Below are 26,224 nucleotides of genomic sequence, written 5' to 3'. Positions count from 1 at the left end.
GAAAATTTCGGACTATGCGCCGATCATGTTAAATCCGTCCAGCTACATGCCAAACGAGTGCAGATGTTTCGCCGCCGGAAGGCGCGAGGTCTATGTTATGCTTTTTTTGTAAGCGATTTCGCGACAGGAAGCAGCCGAAATTCGCTTATCAATACGATGGAGGGGGATTTACATGAGACAAAAAATGTTGCTTCTCATTTCCGTCATGATCGTCTTAAGCATGTTTATGGCGGCTTGCGGAAATTCCGGCTCGGAGAAGCCGGCAACAACGGGTGATCCGGCGCCGACGGCGCAAGAGCCGGAGAAAAAGGAGGAGACGAAAGCGCCGGAAGGGAAAAAATCGGTTGAAATTTTCAGCTGGTGGACGGGGGCCGGCGAAGAAGCGGGCTTGCTCGGCCTCATCGATCTGTTCAACCAGAAGCATCCTGACATTGAAGTGATCAATGCGGCCGTTGCCGGCGGCGCGGGCACGAACGCGAAGGCGGTGCTGGCAAGCCGGATGCAAGGCGGCGATCCTCCGGGAACGTTCCAAGTGCACGGCGGCGCCGAATTAAATACGGGATGGGTCGCCGCGGGCAAAATGGAAGGCTTGAACGACCTGTTCGAGAGCGAAGGCTGGATGGATAAATTTCCGAAAGATTTGATCGACATGGTTAGCGACGGCGGCACCATTTATTCCGTACCCGTCAATATTCACCGGGGGAACGTCATTTTTTACAACAAAAAGATATTCGACGACAACGGATTGACGCCGCCGACATCGTTCGAAGAGTTCGTTACCGTGGCCGACGCGTTGAAAGCGAAAGGCATTACGCCGCTCGCGCTGGGCGATAAAGAGCCTTGGACGGCGACGATGGTATTCGAAAACGTATTGCTTGGCGTGCTCGGACCGGAAGATTACAAAAAACTGTTTACCGGCGAGATTGCGTTCGACGATGCCAAAGTGAAAGACTCTTTGGAGAAAACGAAAAAAATGTTCAGCTATATTAATGACGACCATGCGGCACGCAACTGGCAGGACGCTTCCCAACTCGTTGCGAACGGCCAGGCGGCGATGAACATTATGGGCGATTGGGCGAAAGGGTATTTTACGACCGATTTGAAATTGCAGCCGAACGTAGATTTCGGTTGGATCGCCACGCCGAATACGGCGAACAGCTTTATGGTCATTACGGATACGTTCGGACTTCCGAAGGGCGTGAAAGATCCGGACACGGTCAAAGAATGGCTGAAAGTCCTCGGCTCGGTGGAAGGACAGGATGTATTCAATCCGCTCAAAGGATCGATCCCCGCACGCGTGGATGCGGATGCGAGCAAATACGACGTATACGGCCAATCGACAATCGAAGACTTCAAGAAAAGCAGCCTGGCGGCAAGCTTGGCTCACGGTTCCGCGGCTTCGGAAGGATTCCTGACGCAGGCGAACCAAGTCATGACGATCTTCGTCACGAACGGCGACGTGGAGCAAGCGGCCAAATCGCTGCGCGACGCGCAAGTGTCGAGCGGCATGGCGCAATAAGCAACCAGATTAAGCGAACGGGGCCGAATGAAACTGCTTATTCGGCCCCAAGGTTAGGAGTGTGAGGAAAGAATGAATGCAGCTAGCTCGAGGCAGCAAGCGCAAACCATACGCGAAACAGCGCCCCGTCCGAGAATGAGCCGGATGAAACGGGAAAAGATCGTTCCGGTCTTGATGATTACGCCGTCGCTCATTGCAATCGCCATTTTTGTATACGGTTTCATCGGTTGGACCGGATACGTCTCGTTAACGAACTGGAACACGCTTGTTAAAAATATGGATTTTGCCGGGTTGAACAACTACGCTTTTCTATTCCAAGATTTCCGTTTTCAATCCGACTTGCGGAACACTTTTGTTTTTACCGTTCTGTTTATCGCAGCGACGATGGTATTCGGCCTCTTCCTGGCGACGATCGTCGATCGGAAAATTCGTGCGGAATCGCTGTTTCGCAACATCTTTATTTTTCCGATGGCATTGTCGTTTATCGTTACGGGGGTCGTATGGCAGTGGATTTTGAACCCTTCGACCGGCGTGAACTTAATTTTGAAGGCGATCGGTATGGAGAATTTGCCGAAATGGTATGTCAGCACCGAGATAATTCCCGGCTTCAAACCGGGGCAGATCGAACTGGGCATTCCGATCGCCTTGATCGCCGTCGTGATCGCGACTGTCTGGCAAATGTCGGGCTTCGCCATGGCGATGTATTTGGCGGGACTGCGCGGCATATCCGACGAATTGAAGGAGGCGGCCAGAGTGGACGGAGCCGCGGAATGGACCGTATTCCGCCGCATCGTGCTGCCGCAGCTAAAACCGATTACGATCAGTTTGGTCATTATGCTGACGCATGTTTCGCTGAAAATATTCGATCTCATCTATGCGATGACGGGACCGGGGGCGATGTTCGTGACGGACGTTCCGGGCGTCTACATGTTCGAAACGACGTTCCGCGGCAACCATTACGCGCAGGGCGCGTCGATTGCGATGATCATGCTCATTCTCGTCTCTCTGCTCATCGTGCCGTATATTATGAGCAGCATGAAGAAGGAGGATGCGTAAATGGGTGTGAAACGGGCAAATCGTCTTATTTTGTATGTCGTATTGATTCTGTTGGCCGCGCTCTTTCTCGTGCCGATTTACGTGCTGCTCGTCACCAGCTTCAAAGGGGTGGACGAGATTACGCTGGACCGGATGTGGGCGCTTCCGTCGAGCCTCGATTTCTCGGGCTACCGCGAAGCGTTCGGCAAACTGTTCCCGCATTTGGGCAACAGCTTTATGCTTGCGATTCCGGCAACGCTGCTATCCGCTTTGCTTGGATCGCTAAACGGCTACGTGCTCTCGAAGTGGCGGTTTAAAGGGTCGGATGCGCTGTTTGCGCTCATGTTGTTCGGCATGTTCATTCCGTACCAGAGCATTTTGATTCCGCTCATCCAGTTTATGCAGGGCATCGGACTGTACAATTCGATTCCGGGACTGATTCTGATTCACGTCGTCTACGGTTTGCCGATTTGCACGCTGATGTTCCGCAATTTTTACGTTGCGGTTCCGAATGAAGTGCTGGAAGCGGCGAAGATCGACGGCAACGGATTTTTCGGCATTTACAAAAATATTATGGTTCCGTTATCGGTAACCGGCTTTGTCGTTGTAGGCATTTGGCAATTTACGAATATTTGGAACGAGTTTTTGTTCGCGGTGACGATGACGACGCAGAAGCAGCAGCCGATTATGGTTGCGCTGCAGAACTTGTCGGGCAGCCAAATCGTGCAGTGGAACATCCAAATGGCGGGAGCTCTGCTGGCAGCGCTGCCGACGCTGCTCGTCTATATTTTCCTGGGGCGTTATTTTATTCGAGGATTGCTTGCGGGATCGATCAAAGGGTAACGCAGCGAAGAATAAGAGAAGACCCCGCCCTATTTTCGCGAAATTGTGGTTTGCGGCCCAAATGATCGGAAATAAGTGAGGTCTTTCCTATGACTTTAATCCTAATGTCCTTTTTTGTCAAATATTGAAGGACGATTAAGGGTTTCAATGTTATCCCGATTCCCTGCGATTGGAGTATGAATGGGAGGTTATAGGGTGAAGAAACAGTTTCGGAAATGGTTTCATGCTATCATTTGTTTCACCGTGCTAGCAGGCACAGTAAATATGCCGTCGGCATGGCAAGAGACGGCCGCGGCGGCGGAAGCCGGGGCAGCGGATTTTTTCAGTTCGTTCGAAGCGGACGGCCCGCCCCTGAACTGGGTGAATACGGCCGAAACGAAGGACGGAGAGAAACTGGCCAAGAATATCGACGGCAACGCCAGTTCGCTCATCGGCAATATTACAGATACGGTCGTGAAGGTGACATCCAATAGCAAGGACAGCCCGTCGAGTGAGCAAGACGTCAACTTGACGGACGGCAATTCGGGCACCAAATGGCTTACGTTTGCGAATAAAGGGTGGGTTCAATACGAGCTTGCCGAACCGGCGGCCGTTGTGGCCTATACGATGACGTCGGCCAACGATTCGCCGGATCGGGATCCTGTCGACTGGACGGTATACGGCTCGACGGACGGGACGAATTGGAAGTTGTTGGATGCGCAAACAGGTCAATCTTTCCCCGACCGTTACTTGACCAAGACATACGAAATGGCGAATGAAACGAAATATTCGTTTTATAAGCTGGATATTACGAGAAATAACGGCAGCTCCAATATCGTGCAGCTTGCGGATTGGCTTATTTCCGACGGAGTTGATCGGGTGTTCGATATGAAATCCCGGATCACCGCCGGCCCGGCCGGTCTTTATACGGGCAAATCCGGAGTCGGATGGACCGGGTTAAAAGCTTTAACTTTGTCGGGGACAATTACCCAGAGCGGCGAAGCGTACGCCTATAATAAAATTTACGAAACGGACATCCCCGTTACGCCGAATATGGAACTTTCGTACTACATTGCGCCCGAGTTCACCGACCGGCAGCAAACGGAGTATACCAGCACCTATGCTGCGGTCGATTTGGCATTTGACGACGGCACCTATCTGCACGATTACGAAGTATACGACCAGCACGGAGTGAAGCTCGACGCACAGGCGCAGGGCGAGTCCAAAACATTGTACAACAATCAATGGAATTTCAAAAAAGCGAAAATCGGTGCGGCGGCGCAAGGCAAGACCATCGAACGGATTCTTGTCTCTTACCGTCACCCCGACGCCAAGCAAGGAAGAACGTTTAGAGTAACCGTCGATGATATCAAGCTTGAAAGCAACCCCGTTCCCAAAACGTATTCCCATCTGTCCAGTTATGTCGACACTCGCAGAGGAACGAATGCTAACGGGTCATTCTCAAGAGGCAACAACTTCCCGGCTGTTGCCGTACCGCATGGATTCAACTTCTGGACGCCGAAAACCAATGCCGGTTCGGACTGGATTTACCAGTATCAGGAACGCAATAACGCCGCCAACCTTCCCGCTATCGAAGCGTTTGCGCTTAGCCACGAGCCGAGTCCATGGATGGGAGACCGTCAAACGTTCCATGTGATGCCTAGCGCCTCCACGGAAACTCCGCCGATTGACCGTAAAAGCCGCGCGCTGGCGTTTACGCATGATAATGAAATCGCGAAGCCTTATTATTACGGCGTTACGTTCGAAAACGGGGTACAGGCCGAATTGACGCCGACAGATCATGCCGCCATGTTCCGATTTACGTTTCCGGGGGCTTCTTCCAACCTGATTTTCGATAATCAAGAGAATAACGGCGGCATTACGCTGGATGCCGAAAATAGAACGATAACAGGGTACACCGATAAGCGAAGCGGACTTTCCACCGGCGCGACGCGGATGTTCTTCTATGCGGAATTCGACAAGCCGGTACTGAGGGGCGGCAAGCTGTCCGGCAGCGGCGGCGGAGGAACGAACGTCCAGGCTTACTATCAATTCGATGCTTCCGCGGATCGAACGGTAACGATGAAAATCTCCACCTCGCTCATTAGCGTGGAGCAAGCAAAGAAAAATTTGGAGATGGAAATTGCGGACACGGATACGTTCGAATCGGTGAAAGAGAGGGCGCAAGAGCAGTGGGATCGGAAACTGGGCATCATCGAAGTGGAAGGCGCGACGGAAGACCAGCTCGTCACTTTGTATTCGAATATGTACCGTTTATTCATGTACCCGAACTCGGCGTTCGAAAATGTAGGCAACGTCGACGAACCGAAGTATCAGCATGCCGACCAGACGCCGATTAATCCGTGCACAGACAGTACGGCGACCCGAACTTGCGCTGCGATTAAAGAAGGCAAAGTATATGTGAACAACGGCTTCTGGGATACGTACCGGACGGCATGGCCGGCATATGCGCTCTTAACTCCTTCGATGGCGGGAGAACTGATTGACGGTTTCCTTCAGCAGTATCGCGACGGCGGTTGGGTATCCAGATGGTCGTCCCCGGGATACGCCAACTTGATGGTCGGCACAAGCTCGGACGTCGCTTTCGCCGATGCGTATTTGAAAGGCGTAACGAATTTCGATGTCCGCGAGTTTTATCAATCCGCCGTGAAGAATGCCGCCGTCGTCCCGCCGAACGGCAATGTCGGCCGGAAAGGAATGGACAGCTCGGTATTCAACGGCTATACCGATACGAGAACGGGCGAAGGCATGTCCTGGGCGATGGACGGCTACATCAACGATTACGGCATCGCCAATTTGGCTGCGAAGCTGGCCGAAGAAGCGGATCCGGACGATCCTTACCAGCCTTATTACGAAGACGACGCCCTCTATTACATGAATCGCGCCCGGAACTACGTCCATATGTTCAATCCGCATATCGGATTTTTCAACGGCCGCAATGCGGCCGGCGAATGGCGCTCGTCGCCGGATACGTTTGATCCGGCCGCATGGGAAAGCGATTATACGGAAACGAATGCCTGGAATATGGCCTTTCATGCCCCGCAGGACGGGGTAGGCCTGGCAAATCTATATGGCGGCAAAGAGGGGCTTGCGGCCAAGCTGGATGAATTTTTCGATACGCCGGAATCGGGATATACAAGCCGCATCCATGAAATGAGAGAAGCTAGAGATGTGCGAATGGGCATGTACGCGCACAGCAATCAGCCCGCCCATCATATCATTTACATGTACAATTACGTCGGGCAGCCTTGGAAAACGCAAGAGCTTGTGCGCGAAGTGCTCGACCGGCTGTATATCGGCAGCGAGATCGGGCAAGGTTACGCGGGCGACGAGGATAACGGCGAAATGTCCGCTTGGTATATTTTCAGCGCGATGGGCTTCTATCCTTTGAAAATGGGCAGTCCGGAATATGCCATCGGCGCGCCATTGTTTACCAAAGCGACCATTCATCTGGAGAATGGCAAGGACATCGTCATTAACGCTCCGAACAACAGCAAGGAAAACAAATACGTTCAAAGCTTGAAATTGAACGGAACGGAGTATACGAAAAACTATATTATGCATGCCGATCTGGCTGACGGAGCCGTGCTGGATTTCGATATGGGGCCTAGTCCGAACCGGGATTGGGGAAGCGGGGAAGCGGATGTGCCGATATCGATTACGCAAGGGACGGACATTCCAAGACCGCTGATAGACAAGACGGACCGGCTTATCGCGCAAGGCTTGGGCAGAGCGGTCGACAGCGAAGGAACGGCCGCTGCGGAGTTGAACAAATTGTTCGACAACACTTCGGGCAGCGCGGCGACGATCAACGGCTCGGCGCCTTGGATTCAATTTCAATTTATGTCAGGCAAAGAAAAAATAAATATGTATACGTTGACCTCCGGCGGGGGAAGCGCAGCAGCCGATCCGAAGAGTTGGATATTGAAAGGCTCCAATGACGGACTGGAATGGACGACGTTGGATACGAGAACCGACGAAACATTCCAATGGCGTAAATATACCCGCGCTTTCGCCATTGACGGCGACGCTGAGTACGCTTATTACAGGCTGGAGATCGCCGCTAACAACGGGGGCACTACTACGTCCTTGGCGGAGATGGAGCTTCTAGGCCAAGATATTAAGGATCAAGATGCGGTAGCCGCCGCTGTTGCGGCGCTGGATCTGGGAGACGTAAGCCATGTAACGACAGGGATTGCGCTTCCGAAATTCGGCGCGCATGGCACGACGATATCGTGGATCAGCTCCGACGACTTGGTGTTGAGCGCCAAAGGCAAAGTGATATCGCGTCCCGACGTAGGCCGGCCGGATGCAATCATTACTTTAACGGCAACCGTAAGCAAAGGAACGGTAAGCCAGAACAAAACATTCGATGTTGTCGTGAAAGCGTGGAGCCGGGAAGATCCGCCGCATGTCGTCGATTTTGCCACAAGCTTTGAGAGCGGGCAAAAACAGCCGAAATGGAATAATTCCCGGATCGATTCGAAGAATGTTGTGGAATATTGCTGCGGAATAGGCGGCATGGAATCGAAAGTCGGCAGTGTGGATTACGATCAAGCCCAGGGAGAAACCAACAGCGCTCTGCTGTATTCGGGGAATGCGGCGGATGCGGCGTTGAACTACTCTTATAACCAAGTATTTGAAGAAGCGCTTGAGATTAAGCCATCGACCTTCCTTACCTACAGAGTTCATCCGGAAGGTCCGAATGCGGCTACGCAACCCGAAAATAAAAGAGAAACAAGCCAATATGTGGCGATGGATCTCTTGTTTACGGACGGCACTTACCTGCATGATCTAGGCGCTGTCGACCAGAAAGGAATCGGGCTGAATCCGTTAGATCAAGGCAAGGCGCTGCAACTGGACGTCTGGAATACGGTCACGTCGAAAATCGGGGATGTGGCTGCTGGGAAAACTGTAGATAAAATTGTCATCTCCTATAACGCGACGGGGCATACCGGTAAATTTAGAGGTTATGTAGACGATATTCAAATCTATCATCTGGAGGATATTCCTCCGCTCGGCGACGACGCCAGACTGCAAGAGCTTCGCATCGACGGCGAGCCGCTCCCCGGATTCGAACCCGGCACGCATCAATACGAGGTGGAATTGCCGGAAGGAACGACGGTCGTTCCGAGCGTCACGGCGGTGACGTACGATCCGAACGCTGCGGTGCGCATTGTCGACGCGACCGTATTGCCGGGCACGACCTATATCGATGTAACAGCGGAAGACGGAGAAACGACTACGACATACAGCATTTATTTTAAGCTTGCGGATCGGGAAGTGCCGAAAGGGAACGATGCGACCTTGACATCGATCGAGTTGGACGGCCGGCCGCTTGCGGACTTCGAGCGTTACCGCATGAAATACGAGGTGGAATTGCCTGCCGGCACGTCGAAAGCGCCGACGGTTACGGCGACTGTTTACGATCCGAACGCGCATATGCTCATCCTGCCCGCCGAAGCGCTGCCGGGGACGGCGACGATCCGGGTAACGTCGGAAGACAGGGCCGCGGTGAACACGTATGAGATTCATTTCACGGTGAAGGAAGAGGAACCGAAGGGCACGGACGCGACGCTCGCCGCGATCGAACTGGACGGCCGGCCGCTGGCGGGATTTGCGCGAGACCGGATGGAATATTTTGTGGAACTTCCTGCCGGCACGAGTAAGTCGCCAACCGTTGCCGCGCGTGCCACGGATGGGAAAGCGAACGTCGAGATCACACAGGCGGGCAGCGCTAGAGGCAAGGCGGTTATCGTCGTGACGGCGGAGGACGGCATAACGAAGCGGACTTATACGATACAGTTCTCCGTCAGAGTGCCGAATCCGGAACCTAATCCGGGGCCGAGCACGAGTCCAAGTCCGCAGCCGAGTCCGAAACCGGCGCCGAAGCCGAATCCGGAACCGGAACCGGGCATATACAAGGTGAAGCCGGAAGATTTCAAGCCGGCGGCAGGCGGCAAGGTCGTCCTTGAAGTGCCGGCCGAATCCAAGGCAGTTCAAATTCCGCTTGACGCGGTAAGCAAGCTCGGCAATAACGTGCTGGAAGTGAAGGCGGGTGGGCTGATGCTGCAAATTCCGTCTGAAGTCATCAGCCAGGCGGCAGCGCTGCTATCGCAGGAGCAACAGACCAACGGTACGATCACGCTGAGAATGACCCGGCTTACCGAAGGCGAAGTCAAGGCGCGGATCGGCGGGCAGCACGTGAAGGCGGCGGGCGGCGCCTACATACTTGAGCTCGTTGCAACAGCAGCGGACGGGACATCCGTAAGGTTGGATACATTCAATAAGCCGGTCACAATCGGCTTGCAAGTTAACGCGACGGCGAATCCGAAGCTTGTCGGCATTTATGGCGGCGCTAACAGCGGACCGCTTGCCTACATCGGCGGAGAATACGCTAGCGGCGAAATAGCTGCCCAGATTAGCCAATCCGGCGCATATGCGGCGCTGGAGATGAAGAAGGCGTTCATCGACGTGCCGGCGACCCATTGGGCGGCGAGCGTCATCGAGGAATTGGCGGCGAAGGGCATCGTCAACGGCGTGAGCGCGACACATTTTGAGCCGGGACGCAGCGTGACGCGCGCCGAGTTTGCGGCGTTGCTCGTCAAGGCGTTCGGGTTCAAGGAGGAAGCGGAGCTCTCCTTCGAAGACGTACATGCCGGCGACTGGTACGCGGAGGCGGTCGCCATCGCGGTGAAAGCGGGCTTCGTGCGCGGCAGAAGCGCTGCGCAGTTCGATCCGAACGCGCCGATCACCCGCGAGGAAATGACCGCAATGATGATTCAGGCGTACGAAGCGGCTCGCGGCAAGACAGAGGCGAATGGGAACGCGGCGTTCACCGACGAGGCAAGCATATCGGCATGGGCGTTGCCGTATATCAATGCGGCGGCGGCGCTGCAACTGGTCCAAGGACGAGGCGCAGGCATATTCGATCCGCAAGGCATGACAACCCGGGCCGAAGCGGCGCAAGCCATATACAACGTGCTGAATCGATAAGCTTTATCATTTATATTGGCCCCTTTTAGCGGCGCGTTCGCTAAGGGGCCTTTCCTCCACATCTTACATCTTTCCTATCAACATCTCATTCATAGCACCCTTCATAAATCATACGCTTCACTATGTATCCTAATCTTCCTATTGAGGAGGTTTTCAAAAGCATGGCGAGAAATGGAATGCGAAAATGGCTGAGTGCATTATTCGTTTTTACATTATTGACAGGGACGCTGTATGTGCCGCCGACATTGGTCCCGACAGCGGAAGCGTCCGTCGCGCCGAGTTTCCATACGGGACTGGAAAACCAGGACGCGATACAGCCGACATGGATCGATGAATCCGAGTTAAGCGGCAACGTATCGCGGCCCGAAACGAAGGTAACGGACGAGATGAGCCATAAGGGCATAAACGCCTTGTTATACGCAGGACAAAGCACGGGCGCGGGCCGGTCGTACGCGTACAACAAAGTGTTTGAAACGAATCTTGCGGTAAACGCCGACACGACGGTCTCCTATTGGATCTATCCGCAGAGCCGGTCAACCGGCGAAGGAGGAGCCGAATATCACGGCAAGAACAGCATGAATGTCGCGATTGATCTGGCATTCGACGATGGTACATATTTGCATGAGACCGAAGCGAAAGACCAATATGGAATCGGCATGCACCCGGAGGCGCAGGGCAACGGTGGCAAATTGTTTCCGGACAAGTGGAATTTCGTGACGGCGAATATCGGGGAGGCGGCAAAAGGCAAAACGATCAAACGCATACTTGTCTCATACGAGCAGCCGGGAAATGCAGGCACATACCGCGGATTTATCGATGACATTCAAGTTTGGAATGCCGGTTTCGATCCAACCGTCTATGCGGATCCGATGCTCGGCACCGCGAACAATGAATTGGACATTATCGGGTTTGGCGGCAATCGGGGCAATACGTTCCCAGGCGCTGTCGTCCCGTTTGGCATGATCCAATGGAGCCCGGACACCGGTTATAACGATCTCGGTTCAGGCAAAGCGCCCTTAGGTTCCGGCTACGATTACGACAAGAAATCGATTGCCGGCTTCAGTTTGACGCATATCGACGGCCCAGGTTGCGATATCGCCCAGAATGTGCCGTTCCTCCCGATCGTCGGCGATTTGTGGAAGTCGCCTGCGACGAACTTTGAAGATTACGGCTCCTCGTACAGGCGGGAGAATGAAACGGCGATTCCGGGATATTACAGCGTATTGCTCGATCGCTACCGGATTCAAGCGGAATTTGCCCCGACCGAACGGGCCGGCATCGGCCGATTCACCTATCCGGCTACGGACAAAGCGACGATGATCATCAATACCGGCATCAACGCTTCCGGCGTTCGCGACGCGTTCGTCCAAATCGACAAGGAAAACCGGATGGTGACCGGCTGGGTCAATGCGGGCGGATTTTGCGGCAGCAAAGGAAGCGGCGGCACGCTTAAAGAGGACACAAACAATTATACCGTATATTTTGCCGCCGAATTCAGCCATCCGTTTGCCGAAGTCGGCACATACAAGAGCGGAGTCATAACGAAAGACAACGTAGAAGAGCGTTCCGAGAAACCGGATCACCGGAAAGTCGGCGCTTATGTGAAGTTCGATACGAGCGAAGATCAGGTTGTTCAGGTGAAAGCGGCGATTTCTTACACGAATATCGACAATGCGAAGTTAAATCTGAAGACAGAAATTCCCGGATGGAATTTCGACGAAGTGTCAAAGGCGGCGCGGGCGAAGTGGAAGAAGGCGCTAAGTTCCATCCTTGTGTCGGGCGGCACCGAGAAACATAAACGGATGTTCTATTCGTTCATGTACCACGCCTTCGTACATCCGAGCGTTTACAACGATGCAAACGGCGATTACCGGGGGTTCGACCAGAAAATATACAACACCGGCGGCAAATATACGCATTACTCCGCCTTCTCCGGCTGGGATGTGTATCGTACGCAGATGCAGCTCATCGCGATGTTGTTCCCGGACGTCGGTTCCGATTTTGCGCAGTCGCTCGTTAACAGCGCGAAAAGCCGAAACGGGTTCCTGCCCAAATGGAGCATCGCCAATTCCGAGACGAACATTATGAACGGAGACCCGGCTTCGGCCACGATCGCCAACATGTATGCATTCGGGGCAAGGGATTTCGATCTTCAAGCGGCGATGGAGATTATGGATCATCACGCCTCGACGCCATCCAGCCTCAACGGCCGCTTCAATCTGGAAGATTATCTCGCCTTGGGCTATATTCCGATCGAAAGAGGAGGATGGGTAACCGGCTATAGCGTCGAGTACGCCGTCGCCGACTATGCCATTGCGCAATTCGCCAAAGCGATCGGAGACGGCGAGCGGTACCATACGTATATGAGCCGCGCGCAAAACTGGAGAAACTCGTTCGAGGACGGCTATATCCGGCCGCGCAAGGCGAACGGAGAGTTCGAGGGCAACTTCGACCCGGCCAGCGAACACGGGTTCCAGGAAGCCAATTCGGCGCAGTACACCTGGGTTGTCGCATTCGATTACAACGGGTTGTTCGAAAAGATGGGAGGCATCGACGCGGCGAGAGATCGGCTGGATTTTTTCTTTACAGAACTGAACGGCGGTTCGCGGAAACCGTATTCGTTCCTCGGCAATCAACCGAGTTACGGCGTCCCTTGGGCTTATAACTTCGCAGGGCAGCCCTGGAAAACGCAAGACATTGCGCGCAGGGCGATGTTCGAACTGTTTCACGACGGTCCCGCCGGCATGATCGGCAACAACGACCTGGGCGCGGGGTCTGCGTGGTTTATTCTCGCTTCGCTGGGATTGTATCCGGAAATTAACGGTATCGGCGGATTTTCCTTGAACGCTCCGCTGTTCGAGGAGGCGTTGATCCGTCTTGGAGATCGCAAAACGTTCACCATTCGCGGACATAACAACCAGAGCGAAGAGGAAGCGCTGCGGATGAAATACATTGACGGCGTCACGTTGAACGGGCAAACCTACGCAAGCACATGGTTACCGTATGAATATATGACGGACGGCGGCGTACTGTCATTCGCGGTCAGCGATCGGGCCAACATGACCTGGGGAACGGGGCCGGTCGATCCCGAGCACCCATCCGACAGTTATTTAGGCTCGCAAATCGTGAATAACGGCCTGTACCGGCTTGTCAATAAAGCGACCGGGCAGGCGTTGGAAATACCTGACGAGGCTGCGGAAAACGGAACGGCGGTGCAAACCGGCGCGGTCGCGGCGACTAACCGCCAGGTCTGGTCTATGAACGGCAATCCGTACGCGAACTATACGATCGCCAATGTAAGCGCGGGTCTTGCGCTTGGATTGGATACGGAATTGGCCAAACCGGTTGTCCGCCAGGCGGATGCGAATCATGCACTGAAATGGGAAGCGCTTGCGACGGGCGACGGATATTACATGGTTAAGAACGTCGAAACGAAGAAATGGCTGAAAGCCGACGATACGGGTGCGGTCGCGGCAGACGAAACAAACGACCTTACGGACGCCCACCAATGGAAGTTTGTACAGACGTTGAAGCCGGGGGCGACCTATCGAATTGTGAACGCCAACGGCGGCAAAGCGCTGGAAGCGAACGAAGAGGGACAATTGCAGCTTGGGGCTTATTATACCGGTGCGGACAACCAACGCTGGACGGTTAGGCAAGCCGGAGACGGCGGTTTCCGCTTCGTGAATGCTGCGAGCCGGAACGTGCTTAGTCTTGCAAACGGCAGCAGCGCCAATTCCACCCGTGCGGTAACGGAAGTTCCCGATGACGCCAAAGCGTACCAAACATGGGATGTCCTGTTTGCATACCAGAACGCTTATCGGATAACGAACGCCGCGCTGACGAATGCCGGCGGCCCGCTGCACCTTGGCGCCCAAGGGACGGCGGATGCCGCGCCTGTCGTCGTGACGGGGACGAACGCGCCGGGTAACGCGCAGTTGTGGAAAATGATCGAGGTTATGGATCCGTTCGAGAGGAGGTTCGACGGAAATGAAAACCAAGATGAATAAAATGTTGCACGCGCTGTTCTGTTTCGCTCTGATATTGGGCGTGTATCCGGCTGCGGGAGCGAGTGCCGCGCCCGGCGATTTGGTGAATGTAGCCTTGGCCGAGACGGTCACGATCACAGCCAACGAAAATAACCCGCCCAACGAGACGGCCGAGAAATTGATCGATCAAAATCAGAATACGAAATGGCTGGGCCGTTCGAATGCGAATCTGTGGATTCAAGTTCAGTTCAAAAACGGCGATACGCAGGCCGTTACAAAGTATAGTTTGACAACCGCCAACGACGCGCCGGGAAGAGATCCGAAAAATTGGCGGGTGGAAGGCTCGAACGACGGAAAGACATGGGACATAATTGACGAACAGACGAACCAATTTGCGGGAGCCGCGCGTTTCTCGACCGAAGAATATACGATAGCAAGCAATAAAGCGGAGGAGTATGCCTATTATCGGCTATATATTACCGCGAACAACGGCGAACCGTTAACGCAACTGGCCGATTGGAAATTGTTCGCCATAGAGCTTGACGATGCGGCTTCCGTATCGATGGCAATGTCCAAGCTGGATCTCGGCGACACGAGCGCCCTGAAGAAAGGGCTAGCGCTGCCTGTCGGTTTTGTCAAGGGAACGAGCATCCGTTGGGAGAGTTCCAATCAAGAATACATGACGAATCAAGGGAAAATCCGGAAACGCCCCGGCATCGGACAGCCCGATGTGAGTCTCATGCTAACGGCAACGATATCGAAAGGTTCGGCAAGCCAAACCAAAACGTTTCCCGTAACGATATTGGCGCTTACCGCAGCCGATTTCGAATATAAAGCGGGCATTGATTTCGAATCCGGTTTGGAAGAGGGAGACCCGCCCTCGACCGATACGGCCGAACCGAACAGCCCGTACCGGATATTGGCTCTGACGAAGAATATGGGCGCTATCTGCTGCGGAATCGGAGGGATGGAGTCGAAGAAAGGTTCGCCCGGCATGCTCGGTTCCGGATCGCTGCTATATTCCGGCAACGCGCTTGATGCAAATTCTTCGCACGCCTATAACTCGGTTTTTGAAGTCGAAATCGTTGTCCGGCCTTCCACGAGGCTGTCCTATTGGGTATATCCGGAGAAAAAGCCTTCGGTGCTCCCGGAAATTGCGCGCACGACAAGCAAATATGCGGCGCTTGATCTTCTGTTTACCGACGGTACTTATTTGCACGAACTGAACGCCTTGGACCAGCACGGCGTCGCTCTTCACCCGAATGCGCAGGGCAAAGGCGGTTTTGTCGTTGAGGATCAATGGAATTATATTTCCGCGAATATCGGCTCGGTTGCAAACGGCAAAATGATCGACAAAATTTTGTTCGGGTTCGATTCCAGCACAGCGGCCTCCGGTTATTTCCGCGGATTCGTCGACGAGATCGTTATCGAGCATGATTCGAATATCGACGAGGAGAACATGGAAGCGGTGCTGGCGGCGAAGGACGCGCTCGATCTCGGCGATCTGTCGGCCGTGTCCGGCGATTTGAGTTTGCCGGCGGAGGGAGAACAGGGGACGACGATCGCCTGGACCAGCTCGAATCCGGGCTTGATCGGCCACGACGGCAAACTGGCTGCAAGACCTTTGCCAGGGTTGCCTAACGGCGAGCTCACGCTCACCGCAACGATTCAAAAGGGCAAAGCAGCCGCTGCGAAGGCTTTCACCGTCGTCGTGTTGGCGCTGACCGATGCGGAAGCGGTCGCCTTGGATCAAGCCCAATTGGATTTGGGAGACATAAGCGCGGTCGCGTCGGACCTATTGCTTCCCGCCAAAGGGGGATTCGGATCGGCCATTGCATGGAACAGTTCGGAACCAGGCACGATCGATTCCTCAGGGAAGGTCAGTCGGCCGAATCAGGATGACAAGTCTGTCGTCTTGACGGCTACGATGACGAGCGGAAGCGAGCGGGAGACCAAAACGTTTGAGGTCCTCGTCGTCGCCTTAGGCGACAACGGGGATGTCGCCAGCGATACGGCCGCGTTGAATCTCGGAGATCTTAGCGCTGTCACAGACAATATTTTCTTGCCTGAATTTGGACAGCAGGGCTCCGCCATCTCCTGGGGTAGTTCGAAGCCGCATGTCATTGACGAGAAGGGGCGGGTCGCGCGTCCTGCGCCCGGCAGCGGAGACGAGGGCGTTACGCTTACGGCGGCGTTGACGAAAGGGGCGGCTAGCCGGACGAAAGAGTTCGCCGTTACCGTTAAGGCATTGACCGCGGATGAAGCGGTACTGCTGTCAGCCGTTCGGGCCCTTGATTTGCCGAGCGCCGATGCGGTGAAAGAGAATTTGAATCTTCCAGCCGCTATTGGGGGAGAGGACGGCGTCGTCGTTTTCTGGGAGAGTTCCCATCCGGGAATTGTCAATTACCGCGGGGAAGTAGCCCGTCCGCGCAACGGGGATCCCGATGTAACCGTGGCGCTCACGGCAACGCTCCGCTATGGGGCGTCAAGCGTGAAGAAGTCGTTTGCCGTCACGGTCAAGGCAATCGGCGCGGAAGAACTGAGCAGCGATGCTGCGCTAAAGGATCTGCGGGTAAACTTTGCTACGATTGCCGGATTCGATCCGGGCAAGCTGGAGTACAATTACGAATTGCCGGCAGGTACGGAGCGGATGCCAAGCGTAACGGCTATGACCTACGATCCGTACGCGCATATGACGATTGCACATGCGAAAACGGCGACGGGAACGACAGAGATTCGGGTTACGGCGGAAGACGGCTCAGCAAATACGTACAAAATTCATTTCACGGAACATAGGGGCAATGATGCGACATTGAAAGCCATCTTCGTGGACGGCCGGCCTTTGGCGGAATTTGAGCGGTATCGCATGGAATACGATGTGAAGCTGCCGGAAGGCATGACACAGGTACCGACTGTCACTGCGGCAACTTACGATCCCAATGCGCAGACGGTCATCACGCCTGCCGCAGCATTGCCAGGGACGGCGACGATACGGGTAACGTCGGAGGACGGTTCGACTGTGAATACGTATGCCATCCATTTTACGGTTGACGGACTGGAAGAGCCGGAAGGAACGGATGCGACCTTGACATCGATCGAACTGGATGGCCGGCCGCTTGCGGAATTTGAGCGATACCGCATGGAATACGAGGTGGAGTTGCCTGCCGGCACATCGATCGCGCCGACGGTTACGGCGGTTGCTTACGATCCGAATTCGCATAAGCTCATCCTGCCTGCCGAAGCATTGCCCGGAACGGCGACGATCCGGGTAACGTCGGAAGACGGCGCCGCGGCGAATACGTATGAGATTCATTTCACGGTAAAGGAAGAGGAGCCGAAGGGCACGGACGCGACCTTGAAGGAAATATACGTAGGCGGCAAAGCGTTAAGCCGTTTCGATCAACACCGGTTCATATACGATGTGACGTTGCCGGCGGGGACGAAGCGGGCGCCGGAAGTGACGGCAGCCGCTTCGGATTCCAAAGCGAGCGTTCGGATTAAGCCGGCGCAGCGGCTTCCGGGCGTGACGGAAATCGTCGTAACGGCGGAGGACGGAATAACGTCGCTCACGTACCGCATTCATTTTACGGTACAATCCTCTTCGCCTGATTCCGGCGGCGGAGGAAATCCGGTTTACGGCGTGCCCGTTCATAATGTAGCGAAACAAGAGGAGAAGCAGAAGGTGGAAGAAAGACCGAGAGTCGACGAAACGGACCGGGGCGAAGAAGGGAAAACGCCGGAACGGCACGCTCCGCAAGCAACGTTGAGCGATATTGCCGCGCATTGGGCCAAGGAAGCGATTGAAAAGGCGGTGAGGCTCGGCTTCGTGACCGGTTACGAGGACGGCACGTTCCGTCCGAACGCCGAAGTGACGCGCGCGGAATTCGCGGCCATGCTGGCTCGCGCCATGAAGTGGGAGGGAGACGGCGCAAGCCTCAGCTTTGCCGACCGGGATGCGATTCCGGCATGGGCCGGAACGTCCGTGGCCGGAGCGGTCAAGGCGGGAATGATCCAAGGTTACGATGACAATACGTTCCGTTCGGCACGAAACGTAACCCGCGCCGAGATCGCAGCCATGATCGTACGGGCGCTCGGATTGAAAGTCAATCCGGATGCGGAGTTGACGTTCGCCGATACGGATCGGGTGCCCGCATGGGCCGTGCCTTATGTAGCCGCTGCGGCGGAAGCCGGACTGATGCAAGGCAGAGGGAACAATCAATTCGCTCCGGGCGACAATGCGGCCCGGGCGGAAGCGGTGACGCTGATCCTCGCCATGCTGGAGTCCAAGTAAGAGATAAACAACTTAAGGGCAACCGTTATTGGCGGTTGCTTTTTTTTTCTCTTGGAAGAACGGATCGTATGTGGTATGGCCGGCAGCGTCGTTGGATTTTGTCCAATGTTTTCGCTAATCCGGCTCCGTTATACGGCCTTACACTGGAATTTATCCAGTAGATTGCTCGAAAATTCGGAAAATAGAGAAATGGGGGAGAATCTATTGGATGTTTTCCAATCGTGCCCTGCTTCTCCCCATAAAAACTTCATTTCTATTGGATATATTCCAACGGAGACGAAGGGATTGCGTTCCCGGTCATAACGGAAGCGAACGAAAAGGCCGCGACGCAGCTTCAATCCCCTCCGATTTTTTGCTATACTAAAGTATTGGAATGGAACTTGCCGCAATCGAGGGAGGGATGGCCGATGACGGAGCATGAGGAACCGGAGCAAAGCTCATATATGGACAATATTCGCAACAAACTGGCGCTGCTGCCGGATCAGCCCGGTTGTTATTTGATGAAGAACGGCGAGGGCACGATCATTTACGTCGGGAAGGCGAAAGTGCTGAAAAACCGGGTGCGTTCGTATTTCACGGGAAGCCACGACGGAAAGACGCAGCGGCTCGTCTCGGAAATCCGCGATTTTGAATATATCGTAACGTCGAGCAACATGGAGGCGCTCATTTTGGAGTGCAACCTGATTAAGAAGCATTACCCGCGATATAATGTTTTGTTAAAAGACGACAAGTCGTTTCCCTATATTAAAATAACGAACGAAGAGCATCCGCGGCTCGAGGTGACGCGGCGCGTCGTGAAGGACAAGGCGAAATATTTCGGACCGTATCCGAACGCCTTCGCCGCCCAGCAAACGAAGAAGCTGCTGGATCGGATGTACCCGCTGCGCAAATGCCGCACATTGCCGGACCGCGTCTGCCTCTATTATCATCTCGGGCAGTGCATCGCGCCATGCGAATACGAAGTGAAGCCGTCGCAATACGAAGAGATGGTGCAGGAAATTGGCCGCTTTCTGGGCGGCGGCCACGAGGAAATTAAGCGCGAGTTGCAGAGCAGGATGGAGGAAGCGGCGGAAGCGCTCGAATTCGAGCGCGCGAAAGAATTGCGCGATCAGATTATGAGCATCGATGCGATTATGGAGAAGCAGAAGATTACGACATCCGACGCGATGGATCGCGACGTGTTCGGCTACGCCGTCGACAAAGGCTGGATGTGCGTGCAAATCTTGTACATGCGCCAAGGGAAAATGATCGAGCGGCACGCTTCGGTCTTCCCGTTCTACGGAGAGGCGTATGAAGATTTCATCTCTTTCGTGACGCAATATTACAGCGACAATCCGGCGCTGCCGAAGGAAGTGCTTCTGCCCGAGCAGCCGGCGCTCGTCGCGGAGAGCGTAGCGGAGGCGGAGGGCGATTCTGGCGCTCATCAGGCCGAGCCAGGCGTCGCGGCGCAAGAAACTGTCGGCGCCGAAGCGCTGCAGCAATGGTTGAATATTAAAGTGCATGTCCCTAAACGCGGTTTGAAGAAACAGATGGTGACGATGGCGCTCGATAACGCGCGCATGGCGCTGCAGGAGAAATTTCTGCTTATCGAACGCGACGAGGCCCGCAGTTCGAAGGCGGTCGAAAACTTGGGCGGATGGCTTGGCCTCGGCAAGGTAGGACGGATCGAGGCGTTCGACAACTCCAACATTCAAGGGACCGATCCCGTTTCGGCAATGGTCGTATTCATCGACGGCAAGCCCGCTAAGAACGAATACCGCAAATATAAGGTCCGCACCGTACAAGGGCCGGACGATTACGAAACGATGCGGGAAGTGATCCGGCGCCGGTACGAGCGGGTGCTGAAAGAGAATTTGTCCCTGCCGGACCTGATCGTCGTGGACGGCGGCAAAGGCCAAATATCCGCCGCGGTCGATATTTTGGAGAACGAGCTAGGATTGTATATCCCCGTCTGCGGCTTGGTGAAGGACGAGAAGCATAAGACGGCGCAGCTTATGATCGGCGATCCGCCGGAAGTGGTGCCGCTGCCGCGCGACAGTCAGGAGTTTTATTTGCTGCAGCGGATCCAGGACGAGGTGCATCGCTTTGCCATTTCGTTCCATCGCCAGCAGCGCGGCAAGTCGATGGTCGCTTCGAAGCTCGATTCGATTCCCGGCATCGGCGAGAAACGGCGCAAGGCGCTGCTGAAACATTTCGGCTCGCTTAAAAAAATAAAAGAGGCTTCCGTCGAAGACTTCAGGCCTCTTTCGATCGGCGACAAGCTCGCCGCATCCATTATACAAGCGCTTCAGGAGGAGGAGTCGTAACTTGCGGCTCCTCTTTCGTATTGCGTCTGCGGTACAGCGCACGGATGATCCAGGCGACGAGCGCGGGAAGAATCAGATAGAAGATTCCCCACAGGATGTTGCCGGTCCCTCCCATAAACATAAGATTGAGCGCGAACAGCACGCTGTCGAACACGACATGCGCAAAGACGGCCGCGATAAATCCGTACCGCAAAAAGATAAAGCTGAAGATAAGGCCGAGAATCGTGAGCTCGATCACCCGCGAGTAAGTCGGATACACTTGATATCCCGTATGTCCGAATGCCCATATGAGCGTCGGAATGAGGCATGCCAGAAACGTATTGCGCACCAGCTTCTTCATGATGGCGATGCCGAAAAGACGATAGACCGCTTCTTCGCCGATTCCCGCGCCCCAGGCCAGAAGCGGAAACAGCCACGGATAAGTCATATTGTACGGAGATTGCGACGCATCCGTCGTGAACCAAGTTCCGATCCCGCTGCTCAAGCCGATGAAAATAACCGGCTGAAGCCCGAGCAGGATGAAGGCGGTCAAGTAACCGATCCACATGCTGCGGAACGTATAGTCCCCGTATCCCGCTTCCCGCGGGCGCGGCCAAGGGTTGAGCCCGCGCTTGCGCCACAAGCCGTCGCCGGCCACGAGAGAGAAATAGATGGAAGCGCCGAGCGCCAGCGTAAACAAGCTTTGTACGATAATGCCGAAATAGATGGCGACATCGACGGTCGGCGTTTCCCCAAGCATCGATTTCAGTGCCGGAAACATGTTGAGCGTCCCGATAATATTGACGGCCGTATAGACTGCCGCAAGCAAGATGCCGCGCTTAAACGAGGTGAAAGAGCGGGTCAAGGCGCTGTATACGACAGCCAGAACGGCGAGCGCCAGCGTCAACAAACCGTAGCCGATGCCCGTCATCCAACTTGCATACCTCGATTGTTTCTCAACATAGGCCGCATGCGATTCCGGCACGGTAAACGCCGGTTTAAACCCGACGATGTCCGGGCCGCGGAATTGAACCCGAAGCTCCAAGCCGGATTGTCCGATCGTCCGCGACATGTCTTGCAATACGACCGTGTATAATCCGTTCTGTGCATATCCTTTCGATATTTCCTGTAGCTGCTCCGGCTGGTACCCCATTTGCCCGGCAAATTGCTTAGCCGATTCCAATCTTCCATCCGGATCGGCCGCAGCCCCCTCCTTGTTCGCGGCGGGCGGCGTGTAAATGCTCCAGCGCGCGACTTTGCCTGTTTGCATATGTACATACACATAATATACTTTTCCTTTGACACTGCGGTCCTTCAACTCCACACGATACGTATCGTACGGGAATTCCCGCTCGAACTTCCGGTTGTAGTCGTTTAATAGCCGGTTGGCCGTTAAATATCCGTACAGCAATTTGTCCGTATCGTAAATCGCATATCCCGACGCAAGTTCCGGATCGGCATCCTTCCACTGTGTCAAAGTGAAAGATAACGCCGCGTCGATCGCTTTCTCTTTCGAAATGACCGCCCCGCTCTCCGCGCCCGGAGATTCATTCGTAAAGACCGGCAGCACTTGCAGCACCAAAAATACGATGAGACCGATCCCCGCCAGTATACCGAGCAATCTACGGTCGGCGCGGAGCGATAAACGTTCCCCCAATCGGTTCATGAAAATCCTCCTCGTCATATCGCAGTTGCAATTTCATTAAGGTTAATGATGCCATATTTTCGGAGCGTTCGCAAAAATGAAATAAATTGTTGAGACAGGTCGGTGATTTGGCAAGATAGGTCATAATAAAGATTATGATATGCAAATTCGTTTCTATGGAGTATACTTTGCTTTATAATTTTTCTCATTCATTGGCGGGCCGTTTTTTGAGCGAACATTTTATTAGAGGTGATGATGAAATTGAAGCGGCGATTGCATCCTTCCCGGTTATCTCCTCCCCGCATTTTGGCGATCGGTTTTGCGGCGATGATCCTGGTCGGGACATTGTTGTTAATGATGCCGATTTCGAATGCGGAGGGGAGAACGCTCGCGTTCGTCGACGCGCTGTTTACGGCGACTTCGGCCACCTGTCTGACAGGTCTGGTCGTTGTGGATACGGGAACTCACTTTACCGTTTTCGGCCAGATCGTGATCGCGATTCTGATCCAAGTCGGCGGGCTGGGATTTATGACGATGGCGACTTTATTCGCGCTCGTGTTCAAGAAGAAAATATCGCTGCGGGAGCGTCTCATTCTTCAGGAAGCGATGAATCAATCGAGCATCGAAGGGATAGTGCGTTTGATTCGGAAGGTGCTCATTTATGCGCTGACGATCGAAGGATGCGCCGCCATACTGTTTACGATCCGCTGGTCGTTCGATATGCCGTTCGGGCGCGCGCTGTATTACGGCGTATGGCATGCGGTGTCGCTGTTCAATAATGCGGGCTTCGACCTGTTCGGCCATTTTCGCAGTTTGACGATGTATGTGAGCGATCCGCTAACCAACTTGGTATCCATGTTTCTGATCGTTTCGGGGGGCATCGGATTTATCGTCCTTTCCGATTTGGTCGAATACCGCAAGAAACGCCGGCTGTCGCTGCATTCCAAAGTCGTACTGACCATGTCGTCGTTTCTCATCGTAATCGGAGCTATCGTCATGCTTATATTTGAATTTACGAATGCGAAGACGCTTGGCCCGCTTGATTGGAGCGGCAAAATATTATCTTCTTTCTTCCAATCCGTCACGACCCGAACGGCGGGAGCGAATACGCTCGACATTGGGGAATTGCGGCAAGCGTCGCAATTTTTCATGATTATATTAATGTTTATCGGAGCTTCCCCGGGCTCAACCGGAGGCGGCATCAAAACGACGACGTTTGCGATTTTGATCGGTGCGGTCGTCGGGATGGTCCGCGGCAGAGACGATATCATTATGTTTCAATTCCGTTTGGGGAAAGAGCGGATATTCAAAGCGTTGACGGTTGCGCTGCTTGCGTTGTCGCTGATCGTATTCGTATCGATGGTGCTCTCAACGACGGAATCGCATTCGTTCTTGGCCATATTGTTCGAAACGACATCGGCGTTCGGTACGGTCGGCTTGTCGATGGGAATTACGCCGGACCTGTCCGTATTCGGCAAAATCGTCATCAGCTTCATGATGTTCGCCGGCAGATTAGGGCCTTTGACGCTTGCTTACGCATTGGGGCCGAAAAAAGAGAAAGAATTGTACCGGCATCCGGAAGGAAAAATGATTATAGGATAAGGAGCTTTGGCAGGAGATGAATACGGAGCAATTTGCCGTCATCGGACTGGGGCGTTTCGGCTCCAGCTTGGCGAAAGAATTGATCGAGTTAGGAAACGAAGTGTTAGGAATCGATAAGGACGAAGAAGTCGTGCATGAATTGAGCGATGTGCTGACGCATACCGTCGTGGCCGACGCGACGGAAGAAGAGATGCTCCGTTCGCTCGGAATCCGCAATTTCGATTGTGCGGTCGTGGCGATCGGGGACGATATCCAAACAAGCATATTGGCGGCTATTCTGATGAAGGAGTTAGGCGTCAAAAAAGTGGTGGCCAAAGCGATTTCGGTGCTTCATGGCCGCGTATTGGAAAGAATCGGCGTCGATCGCGTCATTTATCCGGAACGCGATATGGGCGTTCGGGTGGCGCATCAACTGGTGTCGCCCAATTTGCTCGATTATATCGAGCTGTCGCAAGATTTTACGATTGCGGAATTGTCCGTGCCCGATTGTTTGTCAGGCATGTCGCTCAAGGAATTGAATATCCGCGCCCGCTTCGGATTCAGCATCGTGGCGCTCAATAAACCGTACGGCGTCATCATCGCCCCTACGGCAGAAGATATTGTCGAGAAGGAAGATATGATGGTCGTCATCGGTACGAACGAACAAATCGAAGCGTTTCAGGAAACGGCATTAAATCAAGAGAAAAATGGATAGCCTATAACACTTTTCTGACAAAACTGATCATTTATTTACGGGTAAATGATCAGTTTTTTTCATGATTAGAAAGGGAATGGTCTTAATTATACATGATTTTAGACAAACGTTTGGGCAGTATAAAACTGCTGATATATAAGGTTTTATCGAAAGTTGATTCGCTTCATTTTACGAAAATTATTGACGAAATTAATGCTATAATATATGATGAATTCAATTCATAAATGACCATTTTTGCAAACGCTTTCCGGAAAGGAGGGAGAACGATACCTACATTAAAAGATGTCGCTAAACTGGCCGGCGTATCCGTTTCTACGGTGTCGCGCACCTTGAATGACGATAACAGCCAAATGGTGAAGGAAGAAACGAAAAAGAAAATTTTCGAAGCCGCGGCGCAACTGGGCTACAGGCGCGCCTCCTTCGAGAATCGGCATGAAAGCTGGATGCAGCGCAAAGATGCGCCGCCGCAAATCGGTTGTTTCCTGTCGGTCACTCAACATAAATACAACCATCCTTATTTCTCCACGATTTTATCGGGAATTGAGAAGGGGCTTCGGAATGAAGGCGCATCGCTGGCATATGTTTATACGCTGGAGGAGTTCAAGGATCGGGACAATTTGCGGCGGATCGTCCATGGCGCGAAGGTGGACGGCGCTATTATTATCGAAGGAATGGAGCCGGAAACGTACCAATTTATCAAAAATTATATTCCGTCGATCGTCGGCGTCGATATTGCCGATCCGGATGTTTCGGTCGTTTCGTACGACCGGGTGGCTGCCGCCAAGGAAGCGGTTAATCATCTCATCGGCCAAGGGCATCGGCGCATCGGTTTTATCGGAGGCGCGGGATTAAGCGGAATGATCGAACGGGAAAAAAGATTTCGCGGCTATCAATCCGCCTTACAGGAAGCCGGCCTGCCGCTTCGATCCGAATGGATTATGGATGCGGGGTGGAATGTCGACGAAAGCTACCGGGCGATGAAGGAACTGCTGGAAAACGATAAGGGCGACGATCTTCCGACGGCGATGTTCGCGGCGAGCGATATGATGGCCATTCCCGCGATGCGGGCCGTGTCGGAGAAGGGACTGAACATTCCCGAACATATGGCGTTTATGGGACATGACAATATCGATTTGTCGGAATATACGATACCGCCGCTGTCCACTATGCATGTGCCTAAATTCGAAATCGGCCTAATAGCCGCGAGCTTGATCGTGGATACGATCGAAGGACGCTATCCTCTGCCGATCAAAATGATCGTCCCGCATGAAATGAAAGTCAGGTCTACATCGGATTGCGAAAGATAATCATTCGTTTTATGAAAC

General features: G+C 53.9%; 11 protein-coding genes. 10 read left to right on the top strand and 1 reads right to left on the bottom strand.

Going from position 1 to position 26,224, the window contains the following annotated elements; translation table 11 throughout:
* The first annotated feature begins 172 nt into the window (after positions 1–172).
* From KQI79_RS02550 to uvrC, 7 genes are all read left to right on the top strand, one after another.
* Positions 173–1,519, top strand: a complete 1,347-nt coding sequence (locus tag KQI79_RS02550) for an ABC transporter substrate-binding protein (protein WP_216536648.1) — start codon at positions 173–175, stop codon at positions 1,517–1,519.
* 72 nt (positions 1,520–1,591) lie between these two features.
* A complete protein-coding gene (locus tag KQI79_RS02545; protein WP_216536647.1) occupies positions 1,592–2,575 on the top strand; it encodes a carbohydrate ABC transporter permease in 984 nt (327 codons plus the stop codon).
* Positions 2,576–3,397: a carbohydrate ABC transporter permease gene (locus tag KQI79_RS02540; protein WP_216536646.1), complete on the top strand. Its 822-nt coding sequence runs from the start codon at positions 2,576–2,578 to the stop codon at positions 3,395–3,397.
* A 195-nt stretch (positions 3,398–3,592) separates the two neighbouring features.
* Positions 3,593–10,393 (top strand): GH92 family glycosyl hydrolase, encoded by a 6,801-nt coding sequence (locus KQI79_RS02535; protein WP_216536645.1) that lies wholly within the window; start codon positions 3,593–3,595, stop codon positions 10,391–10,393.
* Positions 10,394–10,554: 161 nt separating this feature from the next.
* Positions 10,555–14,403 carry a GH92 family glycosyl hydrolase gene (locus KQI79_RS02530; protein WP_216536644.1) on the top strand — a complete coding sequence of 1,283 codons (3,849 nt, stop codon included), beginning with the start codon at positions 10,555–10,557 and terminating at the stop codon, positions 14,401–14,403.
* Positions 14,384–18,673, top strand: a complete 4,290-nt coding sequence (locus KQI79_RS02525) for an immunoglobulin-like domain-containing protein (RefSeq protein ID WP_216536643.1) — start codon at positions 14,384–14,386, stop codon at positions 18,671–18,673. The genes KQI79_RS02530 and KQI79_RS02525 overlap by 20 nt, the downstream gene beginning before the upstream one ends.
* Positions 18,674–19,080: 407 nt before the next feature.
* A complete protein-coding gene (uvrC, locus tag KQI79_RS02520; protein ID WP_216536642.1) occupies positions 19,081–20,979 on the top strand; it encodes an excinuclease ABC subunit UvrC in 1,899 nt (632 codons plus the stop codon).
* Here uvrC and KQI79_RS02515 read toward each other — a convergent pair.
* Complete coding sequence (locus KQI79_RS02515) at positions 20,948–22,624, bottom strand: CPBP family intramembrane glutamic endopeptidase (RefSeq protein ID WP_216536641.1); 1,677 nt, start codon at positions 22,622–22,624, stop codon at positions 20,948–20,950. The two genes, uvrC and KQI79_RS02515, sit on opposite strands and share 32 nt — an antisense overlap.
* A 306-nt stretch (positions 22,625–22,930) precedes the next feature.
* Between KQI79_RS02515 and KQI79_RS02510 the strand changes: the two genes are divergently transcribed.
* The 3 genes from KQI79_RS02510 to KQI79_RS02500 all read left to right on the top strand — a co-directional run bounded on the left by KQI79_RS02510 (position 22,931) and on the right by KQI79_RS02500 (position 26,206).
* On the top strand, positions 22,931–24,205 hold the full coding sequence (locus tag KQI79_RS02510; protein ID WP_483311362.1) for a TrkH family potassium uptake protein: 1,275 nt from the start codon (positions 22,931–22,933) through the stop codon (positions 24,203–24,205).
* 16 nt (positions 24,206–24,221) lie between these two features.
* A complete protein-coding gene (locus KQI79_RS02505; RefSeq protein WP_216536640.1) occupies positions 24,222–24,899 on the top strand; it encodes a potassium channel family protein in 678 nt (225 codons plus the stop codon).
* Between the two features lie 224 nt (positions 24,900–25,123).
* Positions 25,124–26,206, top strand: a complete 1,083-nt coding sequence (locus tag KQI79_RS02500) for a LacI family DNA-binding transcriptional regulator (protein ID WP_230191035.1) — start codon at positions 25,124–25,126, stop codon at positions 26,204–26,206.
* The last annotated feature ends 18 nt before the right edge of the window (positions 26,207–26,224 follow it).

Source organism: Paenibacillus sp. MSJ-34 (assembly GCF_018918005.1).
Lineage (GTDB): Bacteria > Bacillota > Bacilli > Paenibacillales > Paenibacillaceae > MSJ-34.
The sequence above is the reverse complement of the archived record's forward strand: the minus strand, read 5'-3'. Positions and strand labels throughout refer to the sequence as shown.

Excerpts from the sequence above, each read along its gene's own strand:
- KQI79_RS02550 (WP_216536648.1), top strand. The coding sequence starts at position 173 with ATGAGACAAAAAATGTTGCTTCTCATTTCCGTCATGATCGTCTTAAGC.
- KQI79_RS02500 (WP_230191035.1), top strand. The coding sequence starts at position 25,124 with ATGACCATTTTTGCAAACGCTTTCCGGAAAGGAGGGAGAACGATACCT.
- KQI79_RS02530 (WP_216536644.1), top strand. The coding sequence starts at position 10,555 with ATGGCGAGAAATGGAATGCGAAAATGGCTGAGTGCATTATTCGTTTTT.
- KQI79_RS02505 (WP_216536640.1), top strand. The coding sequence starts at position 24,222 with ATGAATACGGAGCAATTTGCCGTCATCGGACTGGGGCGTTTCGGCTCC.
- KQI79_RS02510 (WP_483311362.1), top strand. The coding sequence starts at position 22,931 with ATGATCCTGGTCGGGACATTGTTGTTAATGATGCCGATTTCGAATGCG.
- uvrC (WP_216536642.1), top strand. The coding sequence starts at position 19,081 with ATGACGGAGCATGAGGAACCGGAGCAAAGCTCATATATGGACAATATT.
- KQI79_RS02515 (WP_216536641.1), bottom strand. The coding sequence starts at position 22,624 with ATGAACCGATTGGGGGAACGTTTATCGCTCCGCGCCGACCGTAGATTG.
- KQI79_RS02525 (WP_216536643.1), top strand. The coding sequence starts at position 14,384 with ATGAAAACCAAGATGAATAAAATGTTGCACGCGCTGTTCTGTTTCGCT.
- KQI79_RS02545 (WP_216536647.1), top strand. The coding sequence starts at position 1,592 with ATGAATGCAGCTAGCTCGAGGCAGCAAGCGCAAACCATACGCGAAACA.
- KQI79_RS02540 (WP_216536646.1), top strand. The coding sequence starts at position 2,576 with ATGGGTGTGAAACGGGCAAATCGTCTTATTTTGTATGTCGTATTGATT.